Genomic DNA, 20,396 nt, shown 5'->3' on the forward strand with positions numbered 1-20,396 from the left:
GGATGAAGAGGGGCGGGGCGTCGTCCTGACCCTGCATGATCTGGACGCCGCCCTGCGCGTGGCGGATCGGGTGATCGTCCTGGCTGAGGGACGCGTGCTGGCCGACGCCGCCCCGGCCGAGGCCCTGTCGCCCGAGGTGCTCAAGACGGCGTACGGCGTCGAGGCGCGCACCCTGGACGGCGCGCGCGGCCCGGTGCTGGAGATGGTCGGCCGTGCCCGTTAGCAGCCTGCCCACGCCCTGGATCGTCGCGGGCGCCCTGCTGGTCGAGGGCGTCGTCGGCTGGCCCCGGCGCCTGTCGCATCCGGTGGCGTGGATCGGCGCCCTGATCGCCGTGCTGGAGCGGCGCTGGAACAGGGCGGAACGGCCGGAGCGGGCGCGCCGCATCCTGGGCGTCGTCACGGTCCTGACCCTGATCGCCGTCGCAGGCGGCGCGGGGTGGGGCGTGCAGGCGCTGGCCGCCGCCTCGTCCTTCTGGCCGGGGGTGGCGCTGCTGCTGGTCTGCGGCGCGACGGGGCTGGCGGCGCGCAGCCTGTTCGACCACGTCCGCGCGGTGGCTCGACCGCTGAAGGCAGGCGACCTGCCCGCCGCGCGTCTGGCGGTCGGCATGATCGTCGGCCGCGACGTCGAGGCGATGGACGAGAACGAGATCGCGACCGCCGCCCTGGAAAGCCTGGCCGAGAGCTTCTGCGACGGCGTGGTCGCGCCGGTCTTCTGGTTCGTGATCGGCGGCCTGCCGGGGCTGTTCATCTATAAGGCGGTCAACACCGCCGACAGCATGATCGGCCACAGGGAGCCGCGCTGGCGAGCCTTCGGCTGGGCCGCGGCGCGGACCGACGATGTGATGAACTGGATCCCGGCGCGGATCGCGGGCGCCCTGATCGCCCTGAGCGGCGCAGGCGGCTGGCGCATTATGTGGCGCGACGCGGGCGCGCACGCCTCGCCCAACGCCGGGTGGCCCGAGGCGGCGATGGCGGGCGCGCTGCGGGTTCGACTGGGCGGGCCGGTCCGCTATGACGGCGTCATGACCGACCGACCTGTCTTCGGCGACTGGGCGCCGCCGTCCGCCCATGATCTGAAACGCGGGCTGAAGGTTTACGGCGTCGCCTGCGCCCTGTTGCTGATGCTGCTGATCGGCGGGGGCTTCGCATGGCCGCGCTGATGATCCAGGGCTGCGGCTCGGACGTGGGCAAGTCGGTGCTGGTCGCCGGTCTGTGCCGCGTCTTCGCCAATCGCGGCCTGACAGTGCGGCCGTTCAAACCGCAGAACATGTCCAACAACGCCGCCGTCACTGCGCCCGATCCTGAGGGCCGCATCGGCGAGATCGGCCGCGCCCAGGCGCTTCAGGCTTTGGCCTGCCGCACCCCGGCGACCGTCGACATGAACCCTGTCCTGCTGAAGCCGCAGAGCGACACGGGCGCCCAGCTGGTCGTGCGCGGTCAGGTCGAAGGCGTGTGGCAGGCGGCGGGTTATCAGGACCGCAAGGCCGCCCTGCTGGACGTGGTGCTGGACAGCTTCCGCCGTCTTCAGGCCGAGGCCGACCTCGTGATCGTCGAGGGCGCGGGCAGTCCGGCCGAGACCAACCTGCGCGCCGGGGACATCGCCAACATGGGCTTCGCCCGCGCGGCGGACGTGCCGGTGGTGCTGGTCGGCGACATCGACCGGGGCCATGTGATCGCCTCCCTGGTCGGCGCCCATGCGGTGCTGGACGACGAAGACCGGGCGATGATCCGAGGCTTCATCATCAACAAGTTTCGCGGCGATCCGGCCCTGTTCGATCAGGGCCGGGCCGAGATCTCGCGGCGCACAGGCTGGGCGGATCTGGGCATGGCGCCTTGGCTGGCGGATGCGCGGTCGCTTCCCGCTGAGGACGCCGTGGTGCTGGAGCGGTCGGGCGGCGCGCGCGGGGGTAAGGTGCGGATCGCCGCGCCCATGCTGTCGCGCATCGCCAATTTCGACGACTTCGATCCGTTGCGGCATGAGCCGGGCGTCGACTTCGGCTTCGTGCCGCCGGGGCAGGCCCTGCCGGGCGATGCGGACCTGATCATCTTGCCGGGGACCAAGGCGACGTTGGCCGATCTGGCGTTTCTGCGGGCGCAGGGCTGGGACGTGGACATCGCCGCCCATGTGCGGCGCGGCGGGCGGGTGCTGGGCGTGTGCGGCGGCTATCAGATGTTGGGCCGCACGATCAGCGATCCTGACGGCGTCGAGGGCGTGGCGGGTTCGGCGCCGGGGCTGGGCCTGCTGGACGTCGAGACGGTGCTGGCGGGGGCCAAGACCCTGCGCCGGGTTGAGGGACGGCTGACGCCCTCGGGGGCGGCGGTTCAGGGCTATGAGATTCACATCGGCCGCACCGACGGGCCCGACACGGCGCGGCCGGTCGCCGTGATCGACGGAACGGCGCACGGCGCGCGCTCATGCGACGGGCGGATCGCGGGCCTCTATGTCCACGGCCTGTTCGACCGGGCCGAGGCGCGGGCGGCCCTGTTGGCGGAGGCCGGGGCCGCATCCGACGGCGTGGATCAGGGCGCGCGGGTGGATCAGGCGGTGGACCGCATCGCCGCCGTTCTGGAAACCCATTTCGACATTCCGGCGCTGGCCCGGATCGCAGGACTGACATGACCGAACTGACCGAGCTTTTCTCCGTTCCGCCGCTGGATCAGGGGCTGCGCGCGCCGCTGCGGCAGGCGCTGGACGGCAAGGCCAAGCCGGTCGGCGCCCTGGGGCGGATCGAGGATCTGGCCCTTACGCTGGGCCTGATCCAGCAGACTCTGCGTCCGACCGTGACCCAGCCGGTGCTGCTGGTCTTCGCCGGGGATCACGGGCTGACGCGCTCGGGCGTGGCGGCCTATCCGTCGGGCGTGACCGTGGCCATGGTCGACACCCTGCTGACGGGGCGGGCCAGCGCCAACGCCTTCGCCGGGGTCGTCGGGGCCGAGGTGCAGGTGATCGACGCGGGCGTCGCCGCCGACCTGTCGGACCGTGCGGGCCTGATCCACGCCAAGGTCGCGCCGGGTACGAAGGACGCCTCGGTCGAGCCCGCCATGACACGTGATCAGGCCGAGGCCGCCCTGTTGGAAGGCGCGGCCATGGCGCGGGCCGCCATCGACGAGGGCGCCGATGTGATCGCCCTGGGCGAAATGGGCATCGGCAACAGCGCTTCGGCGGCCCTGTTGATGCACCGGCTGGCGCCTGCGCCGCTGGCCGACTGCGTGGGGCAGGGGGCGGGGCATTCGCCCGAGGGCATGGCGCGCAAGCAGGCCGTGCTGGCCAGGGCCGCCGTCCGGTCGGGCGCGACGGCTCCGCTGGAGGTGTTGACCCAGTTCGGCGGCTTCGAGATCGCCATGATGGCCGGGGCCCTGCTCGGCGCGTCCAAGGCGGGCGTGCCCGTCGTCGTCGACGGCTTCATCGGTTCGGCGGCGGCCCTGCTGGCGATCCGGCTGGCGCCGAACGCCCGCGACTACTGCATCTTCGCCCACGCTTCGGCCGAGGCGGGGCATCGTCGGATGCTGGAGGCGGTGGAGGCGCAACCCCTGCTGGGCCTCGACATGCGGCTGGGCGAGGGGACGGGCGCGCTGCTGGCCGTGCCGCTGTTGAAGGCGGCCTGCGCCCTGCTGTCCGACGTGGCCGAGCTGAAGGACATATTGGAGGCCGCGCGATGATCGGGCGCGAGGGGCGGCTGTTCGTCTGCGCCCTGCAGTTCCTGACGCGCCTGCCGACGCCGTCGCTGCGCGATTTCCAGCCGGAGTGGATCCAGCAGAGCGCGCGCTGGTTCCCGCTGGTCGGGCAGGTGGTGGGGCTGATCGCGGCGGCCATCCTGTATGGCGCGGCGCAGGTGTGGAGCCCATGGATCGCGGCCCTGCTGGCCGTGGCGGCGGGCGTGGCGATGACCGGCGGCTTCCACGAGGACGGGCTGGCTGACACCGCCGACGGTCTGGGCGGCGGCCAGACGCGGGCGCGGCGGTTGGAGATCATGAAGGACAGCCGCCTCGGCTCATACGGCGCGCTGACGCTGGGGCTGACGCTGGCGCTGCGGGTTGCGGCGCTGGCGATGTTGGTCGCCGTCTCGCCGTGGATGGCGGCGGCGGCGCTGGTGGCCTCGCATGGCCTGGGCCGGGCGGCGGCGGTCGGGGCGATGGCGCTTATGCCCTATGGCGGCGACCCCGGAATGGCCAAGGAGGGCAGGCCGGACCGGGCCTCGATCGCGGGACTGGCGGTGGCCGTGCTGGTCGCCCTGTGGCCGCTGGCCCTGCTGCCGGTCGCGGCGGGCGTGGTCGGCGTGGCGGCGGGCCTGGTCGTCGGCGCAGTCCCGGCGTGGCAGGCGCAGCGGCTGATCGGCGGACGCACCGGCGATGTGCTGGGCGCGGTCGAACAGATGTTCGAGGTCGGCTTCCTGCTGGCCGTCGCCGGCGTTCTGGCGGCATGAGGTTGATCGTCTCGCCCCTGCCGCAGGTCGAGCGGCTGCTGGCCGAGCACCGGCCGTCGCATCTGGTGACGCTGGCCTCGCCGGAGGCGGAAGCGGCCTTTGACGCCGAGCATCGGCTGGACCTGCGCTTTAACGACATCGCCGCCCCGCGCGAGGGTCTGGTCGCGCCGTCGCTCGAACACGTCGAGGCCCTGATAGAGTTTGCGCAGGGATGGACCGGCGCACGGCCCATGTTGATCCATTGCTGGGCGGGGATCAGCCGCTCGACGGCGGCGGCCTATGTTATCGCCTGCGCCCACACGACGCCGGGGCGCGAGGCCGCGTGGGCCGCGCGTCTGCGAGACGCCGCGCCGACCGCTACGCCCAACCCTCTGATCGTCGCCCACGCCGACCGCCTGCTGGATCGCGACGGCGCCATGATCCGCGCCGCCCACGCCATCGGCCGGGGCGTCGAGACCGACTGGGGCGCGCCCTTTGAACTGGACCTGACCGCCGAAGGAGACGGCCGCCGATGAGCGATCCGCACGACGCCGAACTGAACGCCCGCCACGCCGAGAAGATGAAGCGCATCCAGGCCGCCCGCGCCCGGATGATGCAGTCCAAGACGGTCGAGCGCGGCCTGGTCATCGTCCACACCGGGACGGGCAAGGGCAAGTCGACGGCGGCCATGGGCATGGTCTGCCGCATGATCGGCCACGGGATGAAGACCTCCATCATCCAGTTCATCAAGGGGGCGATGGAGACGGGCGAGCAGACCCTGTTCGACAGCTTTCCCGACCTGGTCGAGATGCGGCCGATGGGCGAGGGCTTCACCTGGGACACCCAGGACCGCGCCGCCGACATCGCCAATGTCCGTTGCGCCTGGGAGGCCGCCAAGGCCCGCATCATGGACCCGGAATGGAAGATGGTCGTCTGCGACGAACTGAACATCGCCCTGCGCTACGACTACCTGCCGGTCGAGGAGGTGCTGGAGGTTCTGGCCGCTCGCCCGGCCGACACCCACGTCGTCATCACCGGCCGCAACGCCCCGGACGCCCTGATCGCGGCGGCGGATCTCGTCACCGACATGCAGATGGTCAAGCACCCATTCCGCAGCGGGGTGAAGGCCCAGGCCGGGGTGGAGTTCTGATGACAGAGGCGACGGCGCGACTGGTCGTCTGCACCACCTGCCGTCTGTCGCCGGACGAGCCCGTGGATGCGGACGGCGTCTCGGGCGGGCGGTTGCTGCTTCAGGCCGTGGCGGCGGCGGCTGAACGCGCGCCCGAGCTGCGTGTCGAGGAGCAGGCCTGCCTGTGGGCCTGCCGCAGCCATTGCACGGTCTATCTGGCCCAGGGCGGCAAGCCCGGCTACCTGGCCGGAACCTTCGCCCCGACGGCCGAGGCGGCCGAGGCCATCGTCGACTTCGCGCGCCGCTACGCCGCCAGCCCGGACGGCGCCGTGCCCTATCGCGACTGGCCCGAGGGGATAAAAGGGCATTTCATCGCCCGCCTGCCCCAGGACGCCTGATTTAGCACGCTTGACCTTCCCTTGATGGGAAGGTTTACAGGTGTCGTCGTCAAAGGTTTACGAGGACGACGTCATGGCCGCCGAAGGCTTGAGAACACTGGATCTGCCCGTCCTGGGCATGACCTGCGCCAGCTGCGTGGGGCGCGTCGAAAAGGCCATCCGCGCCGTGCCGGGCGTGACGGAGGCCCAGGTCAATCTGGCCGCCGAGCGGGCGCAGGTGTCCCTGTCGCCCGACGGTTCAGCCGCCGCCGTCGCGGCCGCCATCAAGAGCGCCGGCTATGAGCCGATGGAGGAAGAGGTCGTCTATCCCGTGCGGGAGATGACCTGCGCCTCCTGTGTCGGCCGGGTCGAAAAGGCGCTGGCCGCCGTGCCGGGCGTGCTGTCGGCCAGCGTCAATCTGGCGACCGAGCGGGCGACGGTGCGCTTCCTGTCGGGGGCGACGACGTTCCAGGATCTGGCCGCCGCCGTCGAACAGGCCGGCTATGTGCTGGAGGCGCCCGAGGACGCCGGGCCGGACGCCAGCGACCGCGAACAGGCCGCCCGCGACGCCGAGATCAAGAAGCTGGCCCGCGCCGTGCTGATCGCGGGCGCGGCGACCCTGCCGCTGTTCGTGCTGGAGATGGGCTCGCACTTCGTGCCGGGGATGCACCACTGGGTCAATGAGACCATCGGCGCCTTCAACTGGAAGGTCATCAGCTTCGTGCTGGCGACCTTCGTGCTGTTCGTGCCGGGGATCATCTTCTACCGCAAGGGCGTGCCCGCCCTGCTGCGCTGGGCGCCGGACATGAACTCCCTCGTGGTGTTGGGCGCGACGGCGGCCTGGGCCTTCTCGACTGTGGCGACCTTCGCGCCGCAGTGGCTTCCTGCGGGCACGGCCAACATCTATTTCGAGGCGGCGGCGGTGATCGTCACCCTGATCCTGGTCGGGCGCTGGATCGAGGCGCGCGCCAAGGGCCGCACCGGCCAGGCGATCCGACGCCTGATGTCGCTTCAGGCCAAGACCGCGCGCGTGGTGCGCGACGGCGTCGAGCAGGACGTGGCCGTTGATGCGGTCAGGGTCGGCGACGTGGTCGTGGTGCGTCCTGGCGAGCGGGTGCCGGTCGATGGCGTGGTCACGGACGGGGCCTCCTTTGTCGATGAATCCATGCTGACGGGCGAGCCGATCCCGGTCGAGAAGACCGCCGGCGCCGACGTCACGGGCGGCACGCTGAACACCACGGGCGCCTTCCGTTTCGAGGCGCGTCAGGTCGGCTCGCAGACCGTGCTGGCCCAGATCGTCAAGATGGTCGAGGCCGCCCAAGGGGCCAAGCTGCCGATCCAGGCGCTGGTGGACAAGGTGACGGGCTGGTTCGTGCCCGCCGTCATGGCCATCGCGGCCCTGACGTTCGCCGTATGGTTCCTGTTTGGGCCGGACCCGGCCTTGGGCATGGCCCTGGTCGCGACCGTGGCCGTGCTGATCATCGCCTGCCCGTGCGCCATGGGCCTGGCGACGCCGACCTCCATCATGGTGGGCGTGGGCCGCGCGGCGGAACTGGGCGTGCTGTTCCGCAAGGGCGAGGCGCTTCAGGCCCTGCAGGGTGTGGACGTCGTCGCCTTCGACAAGACCGGCACCCTGACCGAAGGCAAGCCGACGCTGACCGATCTGGTCACGGCCGAGGGCTTTGATGAGACGACGGTGCTGGCCCAGGTGGCGGCGCTGGAGATCCGTTCCGAGCACCCGGTGGCCCGCGCCCTGGTCGCCGCCGCCGAGGCGCGCGGCGTGACGTTGGCCCGGCCGCAGGACTTCGCCTCCATCCCCGGCAAGGGGGTGACGGGTCTGGTCGAGGGCGCGCGCGTCGCCGTCGGCGCCGACCGCTACATGGCCGAGTTGGGCTGCGACGTGGCCGTGTTCGCCGAGGCGGCGGCCCGTCTGGGCGACGAGGGCAAGACGCCGCTCTACGCCGCCGTGGATGGTCGATTGGCCGCCATCATCGCCGTGGCCGATCCGGTCAAGGCGACGACGGCCGAGGCCATCGCCGCCCTGCACGAACTGGGGCTGAAGGTGGCGGTCATCAGCGGCGACAATCGCCGCACCGCCGCCGCCGTGGCGCGCCGTCTGGGCATCGATGAAGTCCACGCCGAGGTCATGCCGGACGGCAAGGTGGCGGTGATCGAGGCGCTGAAGGCGGGCGGGCGCAGGGTCGCCTTCGTCGGCGACGGGGTGAACGACGCCCCGGCCCTGGCGGCGGCGGACGTGGGTCTGGCGGTCGGCGGCGGCTCGGACGTGGCGATCGAGAGCGCGGACGTGGTCCTGACGGGCGGCGACCTGCGCGGCGCGGTCAGCGCCATCGGCCTGTCCCGAGCGACGATGAACAACATCCGCCAGAACCTGGCCTGGGCCTTCGGCTACAACGTGCTGCTGATCCCGGTCGCGGCGGGGGTGCTCTATCCGGTCTTCGGCCTGATGCTGTCGCCCATGCTGGCGGCGGGAGCGATGGCCCTGTCCAGCGTCAGCGTGGTGCTGAACGCCCTGCGTCTGCGGGCCTTCAAACCCCATATCGGTTCGAACAGCGTGAAGGGAGCCGCGTGATGAACATCGGCAAGGCTGCACAGGCGACCGGGGTCACGGCCAAGATGATCCGCTACTATGAGGCGCAAGGGCTGATCCGCCCGGCGGATCGGACTGACGGCAACTATCGTGATTTCAGCGAGCGCGACCTGAACGACCTGCGCTTCATCCGACGGGCGCGGGGGCTGGGGTTCTCGATCGAAGAGATCAGCCGCCTGCTGTCGCTATGGCGCGATAACTCGCGGCCCAGCCGCGAGGTCAAGGCGATGGCCCAGAAGCACCTGGTCGACCTGGACGCGCGCATTCTCGAGATGCGCGAGATGGCCGACACCCTGCGTCATCTGGCCAATTGCTGCGCCGGGGACGAACGGCCGGACTGCCCGATCCTGTCCGACCTGGCGGGCGATACGTCGCAGGACGCGGCCGGTGCGACCGCTTGACCTTCCTATGACGGCAAGGGGTCCAATGAACCGTCGCGTATCCAGAAAAGGAGCATCGTCATGATCTCGCTCAACATCCCGAAAATCCGCTGCGGCGGTTGCGTCGCCTCGGTCGAGAAGGCCGTCCTGTCCGTCGATCCGGCGGCCAGGATCACGGCCGATATTCCGGCGCGCCGGGTCGAGGTCGAGACGACGGCGTCCCCGCAATCCCTGGCCGACGCCCTGGCGGCGGCCGGTTATCCCGTCCAGGAGAACTGAAGATGAAGATGCCTGTTAAGCTGGCGGCGATCGCTGTCGGGGCCGTGGCCGTCGGCGGCGGCGTATTTCTGGCCGAGGGCTTCGCCCGGCCCGCCGAGGCGGCCGAGATGACCGTCTACAAGAGTGATTCCTGCGGCTGCTGCGGCGGTTGGGTCGAGCATATCCGGCGTTCGGGTATCGAGGTGAATGTGATCGCGACCGATGACCTGGCGCCGGTCAAGCAGCGGCTGGGCGTACCGCAGTCGCTGTGGAGCTGCCATACGGCCGTGATCGACGGCAAGGTGATCGAGGGCCATGTCCCGGCGGCGGGCGTGAAGGCTTTTCTGAAGAAGCCCGGTCAGGCGCGGGGCATCGGCGTGGGCGGCATGCCGACCGGCTCGCCCGGCATGGAGGCGCCCGGTTATGCGCCCGAACGCTATGACGTCATGAGCTTCGGTGAGGGCGCGCCGGCGCGTTTCATGACCTTCGTCGGCGCTGATCCGGCCTGACCTCGGTTCTGAGCCGAAGACGACGACGGCGGCGCCCCCTGCGGGGACGCCGCCGTTTTTCGTTCCGGCCGGGGCATGAGGCCGGAACGAAAGCCTTCGGCCGTTAGGCCAGCACCATGATGGCGACGCGGCGGTTCTGGGCGCGGCCTTCACGGGTGTTGTTGGGAGCCACCGGCTTGGCGGCGCCATAGGAGATGGTCGCCATACGGTTCAGGGCGATGCCCTGATCGCTCAGGAAACGACGCACCGCTTCAGCGCGCTCCTGGCCCAGACGCTCGTTGATCTGGTCGGTGCCGGTCGAATCGGTGTGGCCCTGGATCTCCAGATAGACGTTGGCGTTTTCGGCGCGCAGGCGCTGGACCAGTTCGGTCAGGCGCTGCTCGGCTTCCGGCGACAGCTCGGTGTGGTTGACCGGGAACTTCACCGAGTCATCCGACAGCACGACCTCGTACAGGAACTTGCCTTGGGCCAGTTTGTGCGCGGCGTTGGCGCGGGCCAGGGCTTCGCCCGCCGTGCCTTCGACCTGGGTCAGGTGGGCGTCGACGCCGTCGACGCGCTCATTCACGACCTGCACGTTGTCGCGGACGAACCGGTGGCTGGCGCAGCCGCTGACGGCGATGCCGAGAACGGCGACGGCGCCGATGACAGCGGTCCTAGATGCCAATTTGATCAAATTCAGTCTCCTTCGTGCCCGGCCCAACTCCGGGGGATGTTACGCGCCGCACCGGTGTCGGTTGCAAAACGGCGGAGCAAAGACGCGCGAAGAAGTGAAAAGGTTCAGCTTGACTGTAAAAAAATTTCAACAATCGACGTTTTTGCTGTTCTGCGCCGATTTATGGTCTGGCTTGTTGTCGCCATTTTCCTGACGTGCTGGGATGGTCATTGTCGAATATCAAAGGGCGAGGAGAATCTATTGATAGCTTTGGTGTTTGCGGCCGTCGACAACTATCAGGCCCATGACGGCAAGGCTTGGGGCGCCTTTAGGTGAAGGCGGGGCCTCGTCGCCGTCGGAACAAGGTCGGCCCGATCCTGGGCAGCCTGATCGCGCACGGTTTGATCCTGGCGCTGATCATTGCTGCGCCGGTTGAACGACGGCCGCCGGCTCCGGTTCCGCCGGCAGTCGAGGTGATGCTGGTCGAGCCGCCTCCTCCTCCGCCGCCGCCGCCTTCAGAACCTGCGCCGGGCGACGCGCCTGCGGGCGGCTCGGAGCCTGCGCCCGCGCCCAAGCCGGAACCGGCGCCCGCCGCGCCTGCGCCTGTTCCCGCCCAGACGCCAGAGAGGGCGCGCCGCACCGCGCCGACGCCGCCGACCCCGCGGCCCAGCCGTCCGACGCCGCGCCAGGCTCCGGTCGAGCCCCTGCCCATCTCCGCGCCGGAGCCCAGCGTCTCCTTCGTCCTGCTGGGCGAGGGGGCTCTGAGCGGCGCCCTGACCGCAGGACAAGGCTCAGGCGGGGGCGGCGGCGCAGGGGCGGGCGTCGGCGGCGGCAGCGGCGGCGGGTCCGGTTCAGGCGTGGGGGGCGGCTCAGGCCAGGGATGCGACATGGTCAAGCGCATCCAGGACGCCCTGCGTAACGACGCGCGCATCAACGCCGCCATCGGCCAGGCCTATCGCACCTCCGGCGCCTCGGGCCGCGCCATCCTGATGTGGAACGGCGACTGGCTGCAAAGTCCCGGCGAGGAGGGCAAGGGTCTGGCCGGGGTGCGTCAGGCCATCGCCGTGACAGTCGGTTTTTCGTCGCGCGCCTGCAAGGCCGAGACGGTCAACGGCTATGTGCTGCTGACGCTCAGCGACCAGCCCGGCGCGCCGCGCGTGGCGCTGGGCGGCGGGCGCTGGCGCTGGTCCGACCTGCTGTCGCTCTAGGCGCCGAAGCCCAGGCCCAAGGGGCCATAGAGCCAGGTCAGCCAGGCTCCGACGGCCAGGAAGACGCCGAACGGCAGGCGGTCGGTGGAGGCGACGGGGCGACGCAGCACAAGCTTGGCCGCCACAAGGCTGAGGCCGGTCAGCGACGCCCACAGCAGCACGCTGGGCAGACCCATCCACCCGACCCAGGCGCCGATCGCGCCCAGCAGGAAGGGGTCGCCCCCGCCCAGACCGTCGCGTCCGCGCAGTCGCTTGTAGAGGAAGGCCAGCAGCCACAGTCCGCCGAAACCGGCGGCCGCCCCGATCAGGGGCGTCTTCAGGGGCACGATCAGCGACCATTGCAGCCCGCTCTGCACATTCGCCGGGTCCAGGGCCACAGCGGCGAACAGGCCGCTGAGGAACAGGGGCAGGGTCAGGGCGTCGGGCAGCCAGAAATGCTCGGCGTCGATCACGGCGATCAACAGAAGCTGCCAGCCCAGCACGGCCCCGGCCAGGGCCCAGGCCGGATCGGGAAAGCACAGGGCCGCCCAGACGCCGACGGCGCCGGACGCCAGCTCGATCAAGGGATAGCGCAGGGGAATGACGGCGCCGCAGTCGCCGCACTTGCCGCGTGACAGCGCCCAACTGACCACCGGGATCATCCGCCAGGGCTTGAGCGGACGCCCGCAGCCGCCGCACCGCGACCGGCTGACCACGATGTCCTCGCCGCGCGGCAGGCGCAGGCTGACAAGTCCCAGGAAGCTGCCGACGATCAGTCCCAGTCCGCCCATCAGAAGCGCCAGCAACATAGAAGTCGGTTCCCCCGTTTGAATGATCCCCTAATGCGACGCCGGATCGAAGGGACGCAATCAAAATGCCGCCTCGCGCGCGAGTTGTGTCGCGCGGTGGCGACACTGAAGGCGGATCGGCCCCTGAGTAATAGCGTAGGGCTGGACGTCAGACGGGTCTGCTGGATAGTGACATTGTTGTGAGAAACCTTTCGCCCATCGACAGCCTGACGCCGCGCGAACTTGAAGTTTTGCGCCTCGCCGCCGGCCGTTTGGGCGACAAGGAGATCGCGCAGCAGTTGAACCTCTCGCCTCGGACGGTTCAGAACCACCTGCACCGAGCCTATGAAAAGCTGGGCGTCTCCAACCGGATTCAGGCGGCGCGGCTCCTGAGTGATCATTACTCAGGGGAATCAATCCCACTGTCGTCGCCCCCCGCCGTATCGTCAGAAAGAGGCGTCCTTGCAGGTTCCGCGGAACATGTCGGGGACGGGAAAACGCCGTGGCCGACACCCTTCTTTCGGTCATATGCGAGTCTCAGAGCTTGGCGGAGGCCTCGAAAGATCGGAGGCTCGGTCTTGTGGCTGATCTTGGGGTGGGCTTTCGCCTGGATCCTGATCGCCGTGGTCGCCGCCTCTTTGGTGCTTCCCGTCCTGGAGATGATCCACAGCCTGCGCTGACGCTTCAAATAAGGCGAAGGAGCGCGTGAATGATGGGAAATAGCGGCTAGGCGCCTGGATAGGCCGGCCTGCGGGAGGCGTTGATGGACTTGGTTCAGTTGGCTTTGCTGTTCCTCGGTTTCGCGGGGCTGGGCCTGCTGTTGTGGCGAGGCGGTCCTGGCGACCGTGCGGCCGCCGCCGTCATGCTGATGACCGTAGCCGCCTCCTATGCCGTCGAGGATCTGACATGGAACGGGCTCTACTTCGGTCTGATGATCGTCGACAGCCTGGCCTTCGTGGCGCTGTGGCTGATTGCAGAGCGTGCGGGTCGCTGGTGGATTGTTTTGGCGTCTGCGTTTCAGCTTGTGGGTGTTCTGGCCTACTGCGCCCCGCTCCTGTCGTCGGAGCCTCTGGCATGGGCGCTGTTCACGCTGATCTGGGGGCTGTGGTTCCTGATCGTGCTCACATTATTTTTTGGCGTCTGGGAGGTCGAGGCCGACCGGCGCTACGCCCTGGGGGGGCGAGATGGCTCAACACTGGACGATGGAGGCCGCGCGCGCGCTGCTCCGTCAATGGAATGACAATCGGCTGGAGGCCTCCGTTCGTGAAGGAGGGCTGACGGTTGAATTGGGCGCGCTTGAGGTCTGGCTTCTGGAGCAGCGGCCGGAGACCCTGGCCGAAGCCGAGCGTCTTCTGGATCTGATCACGTCGCATCAGAGCGGCGGCGGCCGGGGCCTGGAGCAGCTCTGCCGGGTCGGCGGCGCGGTCCGCAATGACGTTGATTTCCACCGCAGCCGGGTGGAGCACAGCTTCGCTCCGCGCGCTTCGGGACCGCTGGCCGGGCGGGCCTGAAAGTCATCGTTTGATGATCGTCGGCCGGGGTTCCGCCCCGCCGACGGGGCTGTTACATCCGCTGACAGTCCGCGACGAAGCCTTGCGCCGTCGCTCCGCAAAGCGGTTTTTCCTCCCATGATTTCTGCTGTTCGCGCCGCGTCCCTCGCGTCCGCCTCCTTGTCCGTGCTCGCTTTCGCCGCGCCCGTCATGGCCGAGGCGGCCATTGACGAAGGACCGACCCAGGTGTCCGAGATCGTGGTGACGGCTGAACGGCGCGAGGCGCCCTTGGCGGCCACGCCCCTGTCGCTGACGGTGGCGAGCCAGCCTCTGCTGGACGGCGTCGGCGTGCGCGACATCAAGGATCTGCAGATCCTGGCGCCGGGCCTGATCGTGGCCTCGACCTCGAACCAGACTTTCACCACCGCCCGCATCCGCGGCGTCGGCACAGTGGGCGACAATCCGGGCGTCGAAAGCTCGGTCGGCGTCATGATCGACGGCGTCTATCGTCCCCGCAACGGCGCCGCCCTGGGCGATCTGGGCGAGGTCGAGCGCATTGAGGTGCTGAAGGGGCCGCAGGCGACCCTGTTCGGCAAGAACACCTCGGCGGGCGTCATCAACGTCGTCACCGCAGCGCCGTCGTTCGATACGCGCATGGCGGGCGAGGCGACCTTCGGCGACTATGGAACGCACGGCGGCTCCGTCTCCCTGACCGGCCCGATCGTGGACGAGGTTCTGGCCGGGCGGCTGTATGTCGCCGCGCGTCGTCGCGACGGCCTCTATGACGTGAAGACCGGGGAGGGGCCGCGCACCTCGACCGACGATCAGACCGAGAATTACGACACCGTGCGCGGTCAGTTGCTGTGGCGCGCCACGCCGAACCTGACCGCCCGCCTGACCGCCGACTGGACCGAGCGGGACGAGCGTTGCTGCGTCGGCGTGCAACTGGTCACGGGCGCCACCGCGCCTCTGCTGGCGACCTTTGCGCCCGACGGCGGCGTGGCGGCGACGCCGAAGCCGTGGGATCGCACAGCCTATTCCAACCGCGACACCAACACCCGCATCCGCGACAAGGGCCTGGCCCTGCACCTGAGCGCCGACCTGGGCTGGGCGACGTTGGAGAGCACCTCGGCGGTGCGCGACTGGCGCGGCGTCATCAGCCAGGACTGGGATTTCACCTCGGCCGATCTGGCCTATCGCCCGGACGACGGCAGCTGGTCGAACCGCTTCCGCATCCTGACGCAGGAGTTCCGCCTGTCGGGCCAGAACGGAAAGCTGGACTGGTCGGCCGGCGCCTTCTTCGCCGATGAGAAGCTGACCCGTCGCGACAGCCTGTTCTACGGCGCCGACTACGAAGGCTACGTCAGCCGCCTGCTGTCGCGCTCGGCGTCGAACCCGCTGGGCGACCCGGCCTTCGTGTCCGGCATCACGGGGCTTCCCGTCGGCGCGAGCTTCGTCGAGGGCGAGGGCCAGCTGGACCGCTATTGGCAGACGGCCCGCAGCGCCGCCCTGTTCGGCCAGGTCTCCTACGCCGTGACCGACCGCCTGACCCTGACCGGGGGGCTGCGCCGCACCCATGAGACGAAGGAGATGACGGCCGCCTATCACAACACCGACGGCGGCCGCGCCTGCGCGGCGGCGCTGGCCAACGGCGTCAGCAACGTCATGCTCTGTCTGCCGTGGTCGAATCCGGCCTTCAACGGCCTGAGCCAGTCCGAGACGGTCAAGGACGAGGCCTGGACCGGCATGGCCCGCGCCGAGTTCAAGGCGACCGAAGGAACGCGCCTCTACGCCTCCTGGTCACGGGGCCGCAAGAACGGCGGTTTCAACCTGGATCGCGGGCAGACCAATCTGGTCCCCGACGCCTCGCGCGCCTTCCCGGCGGAAAGCGCCGACGCCTTCGAGGCGGGGGTGAAGAGCGTGATGCTGGATCGGCGCCTGCTGGTCTCGGCCGCCGCCTTCCGCCAGACCTATGACGACTTCCAGCTGAACACCTTCCTGGGCACGACCTTCCTGGTCCGCTCCATCCCCGAGGTGCGGGCCAAGGGCGTCGAGGCGGACTTCATGTTCCTGCCGTTCGAGGGGCTGTCGCTGCAGGGCGGCCTGACCTACGCCCAGACGGAATACGGCGACGACGCCGTGCCGGGCTTGCCGCTGCTGGCGGGCAGGCGGATGAATTTCGCGCCGTTGTGGAGCGGGTCTCTGGCCGGAACCTATGAACGGCCGGTGGCGGCGGGGCTGACGGGCCGCGTCACCCTGGCGGCCAAATATTCGTCGGAATACAACACCGGCTCGGACCTGGACCCGGCCAAGAGCCAGCCCGGCTTCTGGCTGGTCGACGGCCGCGTCGCCCTGGCCAAAAACGATTCTGGCGACGACGCCTGGAGCGTGGAGTTGTGGGGCCGCAACCTGTTCGATCAGGACTATCGTCAGGTGGCCTTCGGCGCGCCGTTCCAGACGGGCACGCTGGGCTCCTTCCTGGGGGCGCCGCGCACGGTGGGCGTGACCCTGCGGATCATGCGCTGATGGTGGGCGAGGGGAGCAGGCGGGAGACCGCCCGCTCCCCCCTTCCACTGATGCAAAATGGCCTCCACCTGACGGCATATTGCGTCTGCGAAAGCCCCCGAGGGCGGCAAGCCTTGACTTGAGACCCGCGTGTCCCAGATAGGCGGGATCAGAGGACGACCTCTCCCATCTTGGGCATGACGCTGGGACGACCCGGCACGCCATGCAAGGGAGTACGTCATGGCCTGGATCTTCCTTCTTCTCGCCGGTCTGTTCGAGATCGTCTGGGCCTTCCTGATGAAGGCCTCCGAGGGCTTCACCAAGCCCTGGCCGACGATCGGCACCATCGGCTTCATGATCGTCAGCTTCGGCCTGTTGTCGATCTCGATGAAGACCCTGCCGCTGGGCACCGCCTATGTGATCTGGACCGGCATCGGCGCCGTCGGGGCCTTCGTGGTCGGCATCGCCGTGCTGGGCGAGCCCGTCACGCCGATGCGCGTCATCGGCGCCGTGCTGATCGTCAGCGGCCTGGTTGTGCTGAAGCTCGCCTCCAGCCATTAATCACGGCGACAGCCTCGGAGCTTCGCCATGGAACTGATCGTCGGACCGCGCCTCTTCTCCACCTGGTCCCTGCGGCCGTGGCTGGTGTTGAGGCGCGCGGGCGCCGTCTTCGACACGCGCGAGGTCTGGTATCGCTCCGAGGCTGAAAAGGCTGAACTGCGGCGCCTGTCGCCCTCGGGCTTCGTGCCGCTGCTGAAGGTCGAGGGCGAGACGATCTGGGACACCCTGTCCATCAGCGAATGGGCGGCCGAACGCTATCCCGAGGCGCATCTATGGCCGGTCGATCCGATCGCGCGCGCCCTGGCCCGTTCGGCGACGGCCGAGATGCACTCCGGCTTCCACGCCCTGCGCGACCTGTGCGGCATGGGGCCGGATCATCCGATGGCCGGGGATGCGCGCAGCCCGGCGCCGTCCGATCCGGGCCTGGACCGCGACCTGGCGCGTCTGGTCGTGCTGTGGACGCAGATGCGTGAACGCTTCGGCGCGGGCGGGCCGTGGCTGTTCGGCGACTGGTCGATCGCCGACGCCTTCTTCACCCCGGTGGCGGCGCGGGTGCGCCACTATCAGATCGACCTGTCGGCCCACGGCGACGACGGGACGGCCGCGGCCTATGTCGCCGCCCTTCTGGCCCAGCCGCACTTCCGCGAGTGGGAGGCGGCGGCGCTGTCATCTAACGTTGATTAACCGATCCTGAGAACGCGGGTTTAAGAGAGCGTCCCTATAGTCCAGCTTGTTCTCGGAGGGGCGGAGCCATGCGTACGATCAGCAGGAACACCGACTGGGGCCGCACGGCCAGAGGCTACGCCCTGGCGGCGGTGGTCATGGCCCTGGTGTGGACGTCGCTTCTGACCCTGATGGTCTGAGGCTTCAGCCCTAACCGCGCCTCAACGCGATCCGCCGCCCAGCACGGCCTCGGCCACCTGCAAGGGGGCGGGAGGCGGCGCGACGTAATCCAGGCGGATCGGCACGGCGCGCGCGCCCGAAGCCACGGCGTCCAGCGTCTTCACCGGCCCGCCCATCATGCGCTGATAGATCCAGTAGGCCGCGACGACTTTCTCGACGTATTCGCGCGCCTGAGGCACGTCGATGGTCTCGATCAGCAGCAGGGGATCGGCGTCGGCGCCCAGCTTGCGGATCGCCGCCAGCATCGGCCCCGGCCCGGCGTTGTAGGAGGCCACCGCCTTCAGCAGGTCGCCTTGGAAGGACTCGATCTGGAACAGGCGGTTCACATAGTCCTGGCCCAGCTTCATGTTCACCGCCGGGTCCAGCAGGCGCTGGGGCGTGCGGACATAGCCCTGGTCGCCGGTCATGTGGGCGGCCGTGGTCGGCATGACCTGCATCAGCCCATAGGCGCCGGCGCCGGAACGGGCGTTGGCGTTGAAGTCCGTCTCCTTGCGCGCGATGGCGTAGACGAGGGCCTTCTCGATGGTGAAGCCGCCCATGGGCTGCAGGTCCGGCATCGGATAGCGGACGGCGTCGATGCGGCTGGCCTCGGACTGGGCGGCGCGGCCGGGCGCGACCAGGCGGTAGAGGCCAGCCCACATCTGGCGCGCGGCGCTGTCGCCGCTGGCGGCGCGCAGGCCGTTGCGAGCGGCCAGTTCGGCGTCGTTGCGGCGGCCGACCTCGTACAGGGCGACGGTGCGGCGGGCGTCCTCGTCCGAGCGGATGAAGGCGTTGAGCGCGCGCGCATCCACGCCGATCGGCTCGGGCGTGAATGAGGCGCGTTGCAGCGTCGCCTCATAGGGACGCGGCCCCTGGTTCTCGATCACCGGCTCCTCGCCCAGCTGACGCAGGGCGATCTGGCCGTAGAAGGTGGCCGGCCAGCGCGCGGCCTGGCGCAGGTATTCGTTCACGCGGTCTTGTCGGCCCGACTGGCCCGCCGCCCGCGCCGCCCAGAAGGCGCCGCCCGAGCGGACCCACGGATCCTCGGTCGGATCCTGGGCGACGTGCTCGAAGGCCTGGAAGGCGTCGGCGTGCTGCTCCATGCGCCAGGCGGCCAGACCCGCCGTCCACCAGTCGCCGATCTGCCGGCCCATTGTGTAGGCGCCGGGCAGGTCGTCGTTGTTCAGGGCCACGCGCGCGGCCTTGGCCGGGTCGTTGACGCCGCCATCGCCAGAGCCGGAGCTGGTCAGGCTGGCCCAGGTGCGGGTCAGCAGCCCGCCGGGGCGCTTGGGCTCGGCCGCGCCGTCGGGCAGGCGGCGCATCGCCAGGGTATAGACCCGCTCGGCCATCGGCAGATCGGAATAGGTCTCGAGCCAGGCCGCCAGTTCGTCATAGGTAGCGACGTGGCTGGGGTGGAACAGGCGCTCGAACTCGACCTGACCCAGCAGGACGCGGTCCTTGGCCTGACGCGCCGAGGCGCGGGCCAGCTCCAGGTCGCCGCGCCGCAGGGCGTCGAAGGCGGTGGTGTAGCTGAGCCGGTCCTCGCTGCTCAGCGCCGTGGGCGACGGCGAGGCGTCTGCGCCAAAATCTGCACCGGAATCTGCGCCAGCGGCGGCATAGGGGCGGGAGGCATCGACTTCTTCAGCCTGGACTGCGGTCGCAGCAAGGGCGCTGAGCGCAAAGGCGAACAGAGACGCACGACGCGTCCGGCGGAAAGAATACATGACGCGGCGGCCCCCTTCGTCGGCGTCGGCCCCGTCTCGATTCGGGATTCTGCGACGCTCTGCGGACTGGTCTCCAAGAGTTCAGGATGCCTGAATCAGGCGCCCGGCTCAACCACTTCGCCGCGCAGGCGAGCGGACAAATCTAGAATGTCTTTCCAAACCAAACCCTTGGCCTGCGGCTGTCGCAGCAGGAAGGCGGGGTGGAGGGTGGCCATGACGGGGGCGGCGATTCCGTCTTCGGACAGTCGCCATTCGCGCCACTGGCCGCGCGTCCGCATGATGCCGTCGTCAGTCTTCAGCACGGCCTTGGCCGCCGCCGCGCCGACCAGCAGCACGGCCTTGGGCTTCAACAGGGCCAGGGCGCGTTCAAGGAAGGGGGCGCAGACCGCCTGTTCCTGCGGCGTCGGGGTGCGGTTGCCGGGCGTCTTCCAGAAGACGGTGTTGGTGATGAAGGCGTCGTCCAGCAAGCCCGCCGCCGTCAGGATGCGGTCCAGCAGTTGCCCGGCTTGGCCGACGAAGGGCTGGCCGCGCAAGTCTTCCTCGGCGCCGGGGCCTTCGCCGACGATCATCAACGACCCTTGCGGATTGCCGCGCGCGAAGACGGATTGCCGGGCGCCCATGGCGCGCAGGGGGCAGCCTTCGAAGGCGGCGATGGCCTCGGCCAGTTCGTCCAGGGTGGTCGCCGTCGCCGCGAGGCGACGCGCCTCCACGGCCGCCTCATCGACGGACGGCGGGGCGCCGGGGACGCGCAGGGGCGTGATCGTGGCCGGACCCTTGGCCGCGACGGGGGCGACGAAGACGGTGCGGTCGACCGGCGCGTCCTCGAAACAGGCGTCCACGCCTGCGTCGCGCCAGAAGGCGAACAGAGCCTCTGCGGCAGCCATGTCGAGGGAAGGGGCGTTCATCTGACTATAGGCAATAGGCCTTGACCGCCCCCGCGTCA

21 protein-coding genes and 2 pseudogenes are annotated in these 20,396 nt (G+C 69.7%); 19 read left to right on the forward strand and 4 right to left on the reverse strand.

What is annotated here, in order from left to right; all coding sequences use genetic code 11:
* The 12 genes and pseudogenes from B3D50_RS05070 to B3D50_RS05125 all read left to right on the forward strand — a co-directional run.
* Nucleotides 1-223: pseudogene (locus tag B3D50_RS05070) on the forward strand (ABC transporter ATP-binding protein); the annotation flags it as partial.
* Nucleotides 213-1,160, forward strand: a complete 948-nt coding sequence (gene cbiB / locus B3D50_RS05075; protein ID WP_286949850.1) for an adenosylcobinamide-phosphate synthase CbiB — start codon at nucleotides 213-215, stop codon at nucleotides 1,158-1,160. The pseudogene B3D50_RS05070 and the gene cbiB, both read left to right, overlap by 11 nt.
* The gene (locus B3D50_RS05080; RefSeq protein WP_286949852.1) at nucleotides 1,148-2,620 is read left to right on the forward strand and encodes a cobyric acid synthase; all 1,473 of its coding nucleotides are present in this window, start codon (nucleotides 1,148-1,150) and stop codon (nucleotides 2,618-2,620) included. Before cbiB ends, B3D50_RS05080 begins: the two co-directional genes overlap by 13 nt.
* Nucleotides 2,617-3,660: a nicotinate-nucleotide--dimethylbenzimidazole phosphoribosyltransferase gene (gene cobT / locus B3D50_RS05085; RefSeq protein WP_286949853.1), complete on the forward strand. Its 1,044-nt coding sequence runs from the start codon at nucleotides 2,617-2,619 to the stop codon at nucleotides 3,658-3,660. Before B3D50_RS05080 ends, cobT begins: the two co-directional genes overlap by 4 nt.
* A complete protein-coding gene (cobS, locus tag B3D50_RS05090) occupies nucleotides 3,657-4,424 on the forward strand; it encodes an adenosylcobinamide-GDP ribazoletransferase (protein WP_286949855.1) in 768 nt (255 codons plus the stop codon). The genes cobT and cobS overlap by 4 nt, the downstream gene beginning before the upstream one ends.
* Nucleotides 4,421-4,939, forward strand: a complete 519-nt coding sequence (locus B3D50_RS05095) for a tyrosine phosphatase family protein (RefSeq protein WP_286949856.1) — start codon at nucleotides 4,421-4,423, stop codon at nucleotides 4,937-4,939. Before cobS ends, B3D50_RS05095 begins: the two co-directional genes overlap by 4 nt.
* On the forward strand, nucleotides 4,936-5,553 hold the full coding sequence (gene cobO / locus B3D50_RS05100) for a cob(I)yrinic acid a,c-diamide adenosyltransferase (RefSeq protein ID WP_286949858.1): 618 nt from the start codon (nucleotides 4,936-4,938) through the stop codon (nucleotides 5,551-5,553). Before B3D50_RS05095 ends, cobO begins: the two co-directional genes overlap by 4 nt.
* On the forward strand, nucleotides 5,553-5,930 hold the full coding sequence (locus tag B3D50_RS05105; RefSeq protein ID WP_286949860.1) for a DUF1636 domain-containing protein: 378 nt from the start codon (nucleotides 5,553-5,555) through the stop codon (nucleotides 5,928-5,930). Before cobO ends, B3D50_RS05105 begins: the two co-directional genes overlap by 1 nt.
* Before the next feature lie 73 nt (nucleotides 5,931-6,003).
* A complete protein-coding gene (locus B3D50_RS05110) occupies nucleotides 6,004-8,499 on the forward strand; it encodes a heavy metal translocating P-type ATPase (RefSeq protein WP_286949862.1) in 2,496 nt (831 codons plus the stop codon).
* The gene (gene cueR / locus B3D50_RS05115; protein ID WP_003165897.1) at nucleotides 8,499-8,918 is read left to right on the forward strand and encodes a Cu(I)-responsive transcriptional regulator; all 420 of its coding nucleotides are present in this window, start codon (nucleotides 8,499-8,501) and stop codon (nucleotides 8,916-8,918) included. Before B3D50_RS05110 ends, cueR begins: the two co-directional genes overlap by 1 nt.
* A gap of 60 nt (nucleotides 8,919-8,978) precedes the next feature.
* Nucleotides 8,979-9,176, forward strand: coding sequence for a heavy-metal-associated domain-containing protein (locus B3D50_RS05120; protein ID WP_128720605.1), 198 nt, complete (start codon nucleotides 8,979-8,981; stop codon nucleotides 9,174-9,176).
* Nucleotides 9,177-9,178: 2 nt separating this feature from the next.
* Nucleotides 9,179-9,664 carry a DUF411 domain-containing protein gene (locus tag B3D50_RS05125; RefSeq protein ID WP_286949866.1) on the forward strand — a complete coding sequence of 162 codons (486 nt, stop codon included), beginning with the start codon at nucleotides 9,179-9,181 and terminating at the stop codon, nucleotides 9,662-9,664.
* Nucleotides 9,665-9,767: 103 nt separating this feature from the next.
* Here B3D50_RS05125 and B3D50_RS05130 read toward each other — a convergent pair whose 3' ends face one another.
* On the reverse strand, nucleotides 9,768-10,328 hold the full coding sequence (locus B3D50_RS05130; RefSeq protein ID WP_375854742.1) for an OmpA family protein: 561 nt from the start codon (nucleotides 10,326-10,328) through the stop codon (nucleotides 9,768-9,770).
* A gap of 320 nt (nucleotides 10,329-10,648) precedes the next feature.
* On the opposite strand from B3D50_RS05130, the gene B3D50_RS05135 reads away from it, so the two are divergent.
* A complete protein-coding gene (locus B3D50_RS05135) occupies nucleotides 10,649-11,524 on the forward strand; it encodes a hypothetical protein (RefSeq protein ID WP_286949868.1) in 876 nt (291 codons plus the stop codon).
* Here the strand turns inward: B3D50_RS05135 and B3D50_RS05140 are convergent.
* Nucleotides 11,521-12,312 (reverse strand): prepilin peptidase, encoded by a 792-nt coding sequence (locus B3D50_RS05140; protein WP_286949870.1) that lies wholly within the window; start codon nucleotides 12,310-12,312, stop codon nucleotides 11,521-11,523. The genes B3D50_RS05135 and B3D50_RS05140 overlap by 4 nt on opposite strands.
* Nucleotides 12,313-12,491: 179 nt before the next feature.
* On the opposite strand from B3D50_RS05140, the pseudogene B3D50_RS15760 reads away from it, so the two are divergent.
* From B3D50_RS15760 to B3D50_RS05165, 6 genes and pseudogenes are all read left to right on the forward strand, one after another.
* A pseudogene (locus B3D50_RS15760) lies at nucleotides 12,492-12,668 on the forward strand (helix-turn-helix domain-containing protein); the annotation flags it as partial.
* A gap of 386 nt (nucleotides 12,669-13,054) precedes the next feature.
* Complete coding sequence (locus tag B3D50_RS05145) at nucleotides 13,055-13,531, forward strand: hypothetical protein (RefSeq protein ID WP_252865482.1); 477 nt, start codon at nucleotides 13,055-13,057, stop codon at nucleotides 13,529-13,531.
* A gap of 46 nt (nucleotides 13,532-13,577) precedes the next feature.
* Nucleotides 13,578-13,802, forward strand: coding sequence for a hypothetical protein (locus B3D50_RS05150; RefSeq protein ID WP_223850897.1), 225 nt, complete (start codon nucleotides 13,578-13,580; stop codon nucleotides 13,800-13,802).
* A gap of 117 nt (nucleotides 13,803-13,919) precedes the next feature.
* On the forward strand, nucleotides 13,920-16,307 hold the full coding sequence (locus B3D50_RS05155) for a TonB-dependent receptor (RefSeq protein WP_414632909.1): 2,388 nt from the start codon (nucleotides 13,920-13,922) through the stop codon (nucleotides 16,305-16,307).
* Nucleotides 16,308-16,526: 219 nt separating this feature from the next.
* Nucleotides 16,527-16,847: a DMT family transporter gene (locus B3D50_RS05160; RefSeq protein ID WP_003165889.1), complete on the forward strand. Its 321-nt coding sequence runs from the start codon at nucleotides 16,527-16,529 to the stop codon at nucleotides 16,845-16,847.
* Nucleotides 16,848-16,874: 27 nt separating this feature from the next.
* On the forward strand, nucleotides 16,875-17,531 hold the full coding sequence (locus B3D50_RS05165) for a glutathione S-transferase (RefSeq protein WP_286949875.1): 657 nt from the start codon (nucleotides 16,875-16,877) through the stop codon (nucleotides 17,529-17,531).
* A 200-nt stretch (nucleotides 17,532-17,731) separates the two neighbouring features.
* Here B3D50_RS05165 and B3D50_RS05170 read toward each other — a convergent pair whose 3' ends face one another.
* Both B3D50_RS05170 and B3D50_RS05175 read right to left on the reverse strand, forming a co-directional pair.
* Nucleotides 17,732-19,453, reverse strand: coding sequence for a lytic transglycosylase domain-containing protein (locus tag B3D50_RS05170; protein WP_286949878.1), 1,722 nt, complete (start codon nucleotides 19,451-19,453; stop codon nucleotides 17,732-17,734).
* 95 nt (nucleotides 19,454-19,548) lie between these two features.
* On the reverse strand, nucleotides 19,549-20,358 hold the full coding sequence (locus B3D50_RS05175; RefSeq protein WP_286949879.1) for a uracil-DNA glycosylase: 810 nt from the start codon (nucleotides 20,356-20,358) through the stop codon (nucleotides 19,549-19,551).
* Nucleotides 20,359-20,396 lie beyond the last annotated feature (38 nt).

Origin of the sequence: Brevundimonas sp. UBA7507 (assembly GCF_002478355.1) — a bacterium.
GTDB classification, from domain to species: Bacteria; Pseudomonadota; Alphaproteobacteria; order Caulobacterales; family Caulobacteraceae; genus Brevundimonas; species Brevundimonas diminuta_D.